General features: G+C 72.9%; 6 protein-coding genes. 4 read left to right on the top strand and 2 right to left on the bottom strand.

All coding sequences use genetic code 11. The features are described from left to right. On the bottom strand, positions 1 to 687 hold a 687-nt coding region (locus ABT381_RS22460), incomplete at its 3' end, for a hypothetical protein (RefSeq protein ID WP_351597139.1). A 268-nt stretch (positions 688 to 955) separates the two neighbouring features. Here ABT381_RS22460 and ABT381_RS22455 point away from each other — a divergent pair. From ABT381_RS22455 to ABT381_RS22440, 4 genes are all read left to right on the top strand, one after another. Next, positions 956 to 1,762, top strand: coding sequence for a S1 family peptidase (locus ABT381_RS22455; protein WP_351597136.1), 807 nt, complete (start codon positions 956 to 958; stop codon positions 1,760 to 1,762). A gap of 173 nt (positions 1,763 to 1,935) precedes the next feature. Continuing rightward, positions 1,936 to 5,022 carry an endo-alpha-N-acetylgalactosaminidase family protein gene (locus ABT381_RS22450; protein ID WP_351597133.1) on the top strand — a complete coding sequence of 1,029 codons (3,087 nt, stop codon included), beginning with the start codon at positions 1,936 to 1,938 and terminating at the stop codon, positions 5,020 to 5,022. Positions 5,023 to 5,138: 116 nt separating this feature from the next. Then, positions 5,139 to 6,257 carry a C45 family autoproteolytic acyltransferase/hydrolase gene (locus ABT381_RS22445; RefSeq protein WP_351597130.1) on the top strand — a complete coding sequence of 373 codons (1,119 nt, stop codon included), beginning with the start codon at positions 5,139 to 5,141 and terminating at the stop codon, positions 6,255 to 6,257. 72 nt (positions 6,258 to 6,329) lie between these two features. After that, positions 6,330 to 7,217, top strand: a complete 888-nt coding sequence (locus tag ABT381_RS22440; RefSeq protein ID WP_351597127.1) for a MurR/RpiR family transcriptional regulator — start codon at positions 6,330 to 6,332, stop codon at positions 7,215 to 7,217. Positions 7,218 to 7,227: 10 nt separating this feature from the next. On the opposite strand, the gene ABT381_RS22435 is transcribed toward ABT381_RS22440, so the two are convergent. Next, entirely contained in the window at positions 7,228 to 8,490 is a 1,263-nt protein-coding gene (locus ABT381_RS22435) for a pyridoxal phosphate-dependent aminotransferase (RefSeq protein ID WP_351597148.1), read from the bottom strand. Positions 8,491 to 8,614 lie beyond the last annotated feature (124 nt).

Here is an 8,614-nt window from a genome sequence, read left to right as displayed (position 1 = left end):
GCCGGCGGCGGCCAGCGGCGGCTGCCGGGCGTCGTGCAGCGCCCGCAGCCGCCCCGCGCGGTAGGCGTCGTACGCCTGCGGGCTGGTGAACCACGGCGCCGGGTCCTCGCCGAAGAACAGCGCCCGCTTGGCGAGGACGTAGCCGAACTCCTCGGGGGTGAGATAGCCCAGCTTCTGCGAGGACGCGCCGTGCTCGCGGTAGGCGTCCAGCAGGAGCCAGCCGGCGCCGAGGTAGGCGGTCGCGGTGTCGGTGAGGATCTCGTTGGCGTGCGTGCCGGGGAAGGACAGGCCGAGGCGGTGCAGGTAGATGTGCATCACCTCGTGCGCCAGGGCGGCGGCGATGTCCTTGCGGTGGGTGCGGAAGCGGTCGTTGAGCTCGATGAAGTACTCAGGCCCCGCGGTCAGTTCGACGTGCGCGGCGTGCCGCATCCCGCGGAACGAGACGATCATGCGGGCGTCCGGCAGCCGCAGGTGCGCGACCATCGCCCGGGCCACCCGCGCGACGCCCAGGTGCAGGTCCTCCTCGTCGCCGAACGCCGCGTCGACGGGCGGCACGGCGGCCTCGAAGGTCCGCACGGTGTCGTACGACATCCGTTTGTACAGCGCGGTCACGGCCGCCCGGACCGTCTCCAGATGCGGATAGCCGTGCACGACCTCGCTGCCGGGACGGGTGCCTCCCACTGCCACCCGACCACTGTACGGGCGGGCTGGACCGGGCGGTACGGGGCGTACTGCCCGCGATGGCAAGGGAGTTGAGTGGGTGGGCGCTCTTGTCACACTTGTCGCGCGTTCCACATAATCGCAGGGCGCTTGACGGGCTCACCCCCACTGGGTCCGGACGCCTTTTCGTGCGCTGCCGTTTTTGCCAGGTCTTGTCCTTCGCGGCGGTGTTCACCGGCTCCGGTGTTGGCATGGGCCCGTCATTGACGTGCAACCCCCCACGAAAGGAAGCCCGTTGAGCTACCTGAAGCACCTCAAGAGAGCGACCGCCGTAGGAGCCGTGGCCCTCGCGGCCTTCAGCCTCCAGCCCGGCACGGCCGGCGCCGCGACCCCCGCCCGAGACGGCGGCGACCACGCCAATGTCGTCGGCGGCACCCGCGCCCAGCAGGGCGAATTCCCGTTCATGGTACGGCTGTCGATGGGCTGCGGCGGCGCGCTGTACGCCAAGGACATCGTGCTGACCGCGGCCCACTGCGTGGACGGCAGCGGCGCGAACACCTCGATCACGGCCACCGCCGGCGTCGTGGACCTCCAGGACTCCGCCGCCGTGAAGGTGAAGTCCACCGAGGTCCTGCAGGCTCCGGGCTACGACGGCAAGGGCAAGGACTGGGCGCTGATCAAGCTGGCCAAGCCGATCGAGAACATCCCCACCCTGAAGATCGCCGAGGACGACAAGCTCAACAACGGCGACTTCACCATAGCCGGGTGGGGCGCCGACAAGGAGGGCGGCCAGCAGCAGCGTTACCTGCTCAAGGCCCAGGTGCCGTTCGTCGACGACGCCACCTGCGAGAAGGCCTACGGCGCAGACCTGACCCCCGGCGACGAGATCTGCGCCGGCAAGCTGGACACCGGCGGCGTGGACACCTGCCAGGGCGACTCCGGCGGCCCGATGTTCCGCAAGGACGACGCCGGCGAGTGGCTCCAGGTCGGCATCGTCAGCTGGGGCGAGGGCTGCGCGCGGCCGGGCAAGCCCGGCGTGTACACCGAGGTGAGCGCCTTCGCCGCGGACATCAAGAAGGGCGCCGGCCAGCTCGGCGGCTGAGGACACCGAAGCCCGGCGGCCGAGGACGCCGACGGGCCGGGGCGGTGCCGCCGTGCGGCGGCACCGCCCCGTTAGTCCAACACCTGTCCCTCCTTTGTCCATGGGCGCGTCCGCCGCACGCGCAGCACGCTGTCCGGCGACAGGCAGTGCCGGTGCGAAGGAGGACAGTGCGCGTGAACGAACCGACAGCTGACGGGTGCCCCAGCCGCAGGACCGTCGTCGCCGGCACCGCCCTCGCCGCGCTCGGCACCGCGCTGCCCCTCGGCGCCGTGCCCGCGCACGCGGCACCCCGGGCGGGCGAGGCCGTGCTCCGCTCCGAACAGCTCCAGGTCCGCGTGGACACCGCCTTCCCGCGCGTCATCGCGTACACCGACACCGGCACCGGCGCCGTGCTGCACGGCCAGGCGGAGCCGGTCACCGAGGTCGTCGTCGACGGCACGGCGCGCACCCCGAAGGTCACCGCGCGGCCTTCGGGTGACCGCATCGCCTACACCCTCGCCTTCGACGGCGGCACCGAGATCGGCGTGGAGATCGCGGTGGACGGGCGGCAGGTCCACTGGCGGGTCACGAAGATCGCCGACACCGCCGCGCTGCGCGTCGGCACCCTCCAGATCCCCGCCCTCGCGCTGCTCAGCGTGCGCAGCGACCAGCCCGGCGCGACGCTGCTCGCGGCCCGCGTCGAGCTGGACAAGGCCAAGAGCGGCGACACCCTCGTCCAGGTCACGGACGGCACGCCCGCCGACGCCGCGCCCCTGGGCTGCGCGTACGCCGTGGTCGCCACCGACAAGCTGGCCGCCGCCCTGGAGACCAACACCGTCCACGACAAGCCGTCCGGCGCCACCACCTGGGAGAACGGCCGCCTGTGGCGGCAGACCGTCCGCCGCGACGGCTACGTGGAGACCCGGCTCGCGTGCGGCCAGTGGACCCACCGCGCGGCTACCGCGCCCGTGGACGCCACCGAACCGCTGCCGTACGCCACCGTGATCCTCACCCGCGACCGCAACGGCGACGGCCGTATCGACTGGCAGGACGCCGCCATCGCGCTGCGCGACATCATGGTCATGCCGCTGGGCGCGGACGAACAGCACCTGCGCGTCGTGCCGCACATCCCTTTCAACTTCGCCAGCCAGGCCACGAATCCGTTCCTCGCCACCCTCGACAACGTCAAGCGGATCTCGCTCGCGACGGACGGGCTGCGGCAGTTCACCCTTCTCAAGGGCTACCAGTCCGAGGGCCACGACTCGGCCCACCCCGACTACGGCGGCAATTACAACACCCGCGCCGGCGGCCTGAAGGACCTCAACGCCCTGGTCCGCGCCGGAAAGAAGTGGAACAGCGACTTCGCCGTCCACGTCAACGCCACCGAGTCCTACCCCGTCGCGCACGCCTTCTCCGAGACGCTGGTCGACAAGGCCAACGAGCAGTGGGACTGGCTCGACCAGTCCTACCGCATCGACGCCCGCCGCGACCTGGTCTCCGGCGACATCGCCGCCCGCTTCCAGCAGCTGCGTGACGAGACCGACCCGGCCCTGAACGCGCTGTACATCGATGTCTTCCGCGAGTCCGGCTGGAACTCCGACCGGCTCCAGCGCCACCTGCGCGACCAGGGCTGGCTGGTCACCACCGAGTGGGGCCACGGCCTGGAGCGCTCCGCCCTGTGGTCGCACTGGGCCAACGAGACCGACTACGGCGGCGACACCTCCCGCGGCATCAACAGCAAGCTGATCCGCTTCCTGCGCAACCACCACAAGGACGTCTTCGCCGACAAGTGGCCGACGCTGCTCGGCGCGCCCCGCATGGGCAACTTCGAGGGCTGGGTCGGCAAGACCGACTGGCCCGCCTTCCACCGGATCATCTGGCGGGACGCGCTGCCCGCCAAGTACCTCCAGGCGTACCCGATCAGGACCTGGACCGACCACGAGATCACCTTCGAGGGGCCGACCCGCACCTCCGTGACGGACGCCGACGGCGGCAAGCGCCGGATCAGCACCGACGGCCGCCTCGTCTACGACGACGGCACCTACCTGCTCCCGTGGGAACCGCGCCGCGCCACCGACCCGCAGAAGCTCTACCACTACAACCCGAAGGGCGGCACGACGACCTGGACGCTGCCGCGCGGCTGGACGGCTGGAACGGTGTACCTGTACCGCCTCACCGACCAGGGCCGCGCCGACGAGAAGCGGCTGCCGGTCAGCGGCGGCAAGGTCACCATCGACGCCGCGGCCGGCGTCCCGTACGTCGTCCGCGAGCGGCGGGCCGAGGCCCAGGAGGACCCCGGCTGGGGCGAGGGCACCGGCCTGGCCGACCCCGGCTTCCACTCCGGCACGCTCGACGGATGGCAGGTCAGCGGCCCTGCGGCGGTCCGCGCGAGCGCGCTGGGCGACTACGAGCTGGTGATCGGGGCCGGTGGCGCGGCGGCCGTCGCGCGCCGCCTGGACCGCCTCGCGCCCGGCACGTACGCGGCGTCCGTGCAGGTCGAGGTCGGCGAGAAGGCGGGGGAGCGGCGCCGCGCCGAACTCACGGTACGCACCGCCGACGGGGTCACCGCGGCCAACTGGACCGAGACCTCCACGGCCGGCAACCACGTCGGCGCCGACCGCAAGCACGGCACCCGCTTCCAGCGGATGTTCACCTGCTTCACCGTTCCCGAGGGCGGCGGCCCGGTGACGCTGTCCCTCAAGGCCGCGGCGGGGCAGGCGCGGGTGCGGTTCGACAACGTGCGGGTGGTGGCCGCCTCCCGCACGGAGAAGGACGGCACCCTCGCGTACGAGGACTTCGAGCACGTGCCGCAGGGCTGGGGCGTCTTCGTGAAGGGCGACGCGGGCGGCGCGAACGACCCGCGCACCCACATCGCCCAGCGGCACGCGCCGTACACCCAGCGCGGCTGGAACGGCAAGGTCATCGACGACGTGATCGACGGCGGCCAGTCGCTGAAGTCGCGCGGCGAGAACGGCGGACTGGTCTACCGGACCGTGCCGCACACCGTGCGCTTCGCACCGGGCCGCCGCTACCGGGTCACCTTTCGGTACGAGAACGAGAAGGCGGACCAGTACGCCTGGGTCACCGCCGTCGACGAGCCGGCGGCACGGGAGCTGAGCCGCGCCCCGCTCCCCGTCGCCACCGGACCCACCGTCCACTCCTACGAGTTCACCGCGCCGGAGAAGGGCGAGGCGTGGGTGGGGCTGCGCAAGACCGGGGACGACGGGACGGCGGAGTTCGTCCTGGACGCGTTCGAGGTGGTCGAGGTACGGGAGGTGTGAAGGGAGCGTTTCGGGGGACTCGTCCCCGGGGCGCCGGGCTCCCCCGTGCGTGATGCAAGCAGAATTGCGTAACCTGTACGCGTTGCAATTCTGATGACATCACGAGAGGTGGGGCGATGGGTGCGGAGGTCCAGGAGCAGGAGCTCGCCGGGCTGCGGTGGCTGGTGATCTCCGGAGACCGCTCAGCGGTCTTCCGCACCCTCGGCGACGTCACCCGCGCCGACATCCGGGCCGTCCAGGAAGCCCTGCCCGAACGCGACGCGCTGCGCGCCCGGACGGCGGCAGGACCCGGCCGGGAGCGCGTCGAGCGGCTGCTGCGGGCGACCGAAGCCGAATGCGGAGTGCAGCTCGGCGAGCTCCGCGACCTCGCCGCCGGCGCGGGCGCCGACTTCGACGACCTGCTGCTCGCCAACCTCCGCGGCGACCTCGGCGCCACCGACGGCACCGGCTGCACCGACCTCGGCTGGCGCCGCACCCGCTCCTTCGTCGCCCACAACGAGGACGGCGCGCCCGCCTTGGACGGCCACTTCATCCTGCTCACGCTGCGCGTCGACGGCGAAGCGCCGGTCACCGTCCAGTGGTACCCGGGGTTCCTGCCCGCGAACACCTTCACCGCCACCGGCCACGGCCTGGTCTGGGGCATCAACCACATCCAGGCGGCGGCCCCGGCCGACGCGCCGAGCCGCCACTTCGTCGCCCGCGCGATGCAGCAGGCCCGCACCCTCGACGAGGCCGTGCACCACCTCGGCACCCGGCACAGCGCCGGCGGCTTCGCCTACACCCTCGGCGAGGCGGCCACCGGCCGGGTCGCCGTCGTGGAGAGCACGGCGGGCCGCACCGCGGCACGCGAGACCGGCCCCGCGGCACCCCTCCAGTGGCACACCAACCACCTGCGACAGCTGTCGCCTTCGCTGGACGCCGCCGGCCCTGCCGCGGGCGAGGACGCGCAGGCCGCCCGCAGCCTCGGCCAGTACGAGGAGAGCGTGGCCCGCGGCGCGGTACTGGACCGGCTCACCGCACCCGAAAAGGAGCCCGGCGCCGACTGGTTCCTCGACGTCCTGACCGGCGCGCCGCTGCCCCACGGCGTGCACCGCACCGCCGCCGGCACCGATCCGCTGATGACCCTCTGCACCGCCGTCGCCGACCTCACCGCCGACCGGGTGACCGTACGCGGCACCGACGGCCGCACCGCCACCCTGCCGCTGTCCGCCTACGCACGCGGCGAGCAGGTCTGAGTACCGGGCCGAGCACCGCACGTACTGGATGTACGGCACGTGCCGCACGTACCGCACGAGAGAATCGACGCCATGGCCCCCGAACCGCCGCACCCCCCGCGGACCTATGACGAGCTCGTCGCCGAACTGCAGCACCGGGGCGAGTCCCTGACCCGCTCCCAGCGCCTGCTGGCCGACCGGCTGCTGGCCGACCCCGAGGGCGTCGCCTTCATGACCGTCTCCGAACTGGCCTCGGCCGTCGGCGTCAACGAAGCCACCGTCGTCCGCTTCGCCGCGGGCCTCGGCCTCGACGGCTACCCGGGCCTCACCCGCCTCTGCCGCGAACGCCTCCGCGAACAGGCCCAGTTGCTGCGCCGCTACGACCGCCTCGAACAGCTCGGCACGGACGACGGCGACCTGCTGGAACGCTCGGTCGCCCTGGACCGCGCCAACATCGCCCGCACCTTCGCCAGAATCCCCGACGACACCTGGGACGCCGCGGTGCGCGCCCTCGCCGAAGCCCCGCGCGTCCACGTCATGGGCCTGCGCAAGTGCCACGCCCCGGCCTACCTCCTCGGCTACCTGCTGCGGATGCTGCGCGAGGAGGTCGCCACGGTGACCCCCGGCACCGGCACGCTCACCGACGACCTGCGCCGGGTCCGCGAGGGCGACTGTTTCGTGGCGGTCTCCATCCACCGCTACAGCGCCCAGACCGTACGGGCCGCCTCCTGGGCACACGACCGCGGCGCCCACTGCATCGCCCTCACCGACAACCCCTCCTCACCCCTCGCCGCCACGGCACGGCAGACGTTCTACGTGGACGCCTCGGGCCCGTCCGTCCTCCGGTCGGTGACCGCCTTCACCTCCCTGGTACAGGCCCTGGCCGCAGGCGTCGCCCAACTCCGCGGCCACGAGGTACGCGCCACGCTGCTCCAGGAGGAGGAACTGATGGAGGAGTTCGGGGTTTATGTGAACCCCTGACTCGGGCGGCTCAGCGGGCCGGGGCCGTCACCGTGCCGAGCACCTCGCGCAGATGCGCCAGCGCGTCCGCGATCCACGGCAGCGTCACCGGGTCGGGCGACCGCAGCGCCTCCCACCGTTCGGCGGGGCTCTCCCCGTACAGCAGGCTCGTCGCCACCCGCGCCCGCAGCCCCTCCGGGGCGTCGCCGAACGCCGCACCGGCCAGTACCCCAATGCCGTGCTCCGCCAGGAGTACTGAGGCCAGCCCGGCCCCGGTGGTCACGCCCCGCGCGGCCAGCACCGGGCGCAGCGGCTCGAAGTCCGGGTAGAGGTAGAACCCCGCCTCGGGCGCCCGGCAGCGCGCACCGGCCGCGACGAACTCCGCGTGCACGGCGCGCGCGACACTCCCGTGCAGCCGACGGGCCGCGTCGACGTGCGCCCGCACCTCCGGCGGGTCCTGCAGGACATGCGCGGCCACCGCCTGCATCGGGGCCGCCAGGCCGGACCAGATCTCGCTGGCCACGCCGGTCAGATCCCGCATCAGCCGCTCGCCCCAAGCTCCTTCCGGCACCCGCGCGAATCCGATCCGCCAACCGCCCAGCGCCATGGACTTGCTCAGACCGCTGGTGACGACGGTGCGGTCGGGGAGGTGGTGCACGGCACTGGGAGCGCGGCGGCCCGCCCCGCCGGTCGGATGCAGCACCTCCGCGTAGATCTCGTCGCAGACCACCACGAGCCCGTGCCGCCCCGCGATCTCGCAGACCGCCCGGACGTCCGCCTCCCGTGCGACGGTACCGGTCGGGTTGTCCGGCACGGTCATGATCAGTACACCCGGCCGCGCCCCGTCCGCCCGCGCGGCCGTCAGTGCGTCCTCCAGCAGCGCCGGATCGGGCACGCCACCCGCGGCCTCCGGCACCGGCACGTCGATGACCCGCTTGCCGACCAGCGCGGTCTGTGCGGCGTAGCTGACCCACGCGGGGCGGGGCAGCACCACGTCACCGGGGAGCGCGGCGAGCAGCGCGAACAGCAGGGCCTTGCTGCCGGGCGCGAAGAGCACCTGCTCAGGACCGGTGGCCACGCCACGCCGGGTGAACCAGCCGGCGGCGGCCGCGCGTGCCTCGTCGGAGCCGACCACGGGTCCGTAACCGTTGCGGCCCGCGGCGGAGGCCAGTACCGCCGCGATGTCGTCCGGCACGGGCAGCCCGGCCTCGCCGAACCCCAGATGCAGCACCTTCTCGCCCGCCGCGCGGCGGGCCCGCATCGTCTCGTCGATGGCCAAGGTCGCCGAATGCATGGTCACGGCGCCCCACTCTCCTCACAGGGATCGGTACGAGGGATTGCGCTCGCGACGATACATGCAAGTGAAATTGCAGAGCGGAATGGGTGTGCAATTGTTGGTGCAGCCGGGGGAGGGGCGG

This window comes from Streptomyces sp. NPDC000151 (assembly GCF_040301705.1).
Lineage (GTDB): Bacteria > Actinomycetota > Actinomycetes > Streptomycetales > Streptomycetaceae > Streptomyces.
This window is presented reverse-complemented; position numbering and strand designations above follow the sequence as displayed.

Excerpts from the sequence above, each read along its gene's own strand:
- ABT381_RS22445 (WP_351597130.1), top strand. The coding sequence starts at position 5,139 with ATGGGTGCGGAGGTCCAGGAGCAGGAGCTCGCCGGGCTGCGGTGGCTG.
- ABT381_RS22440 (WP_351597127.1), top strand. The coding sequence starts at position 6,330 with ATGGCCCCCGAACCGCCGCACCCCCCGCGGACCTATGACGAGCTCGTC.
- ABT381_RS22435 (WP_351597148.1), bottom strand. The coding sequence starts at position 8,490 with ATGCATTCGGCGACCTTGGCCATCGACGAGACGATGCGGGCCCGCCGC.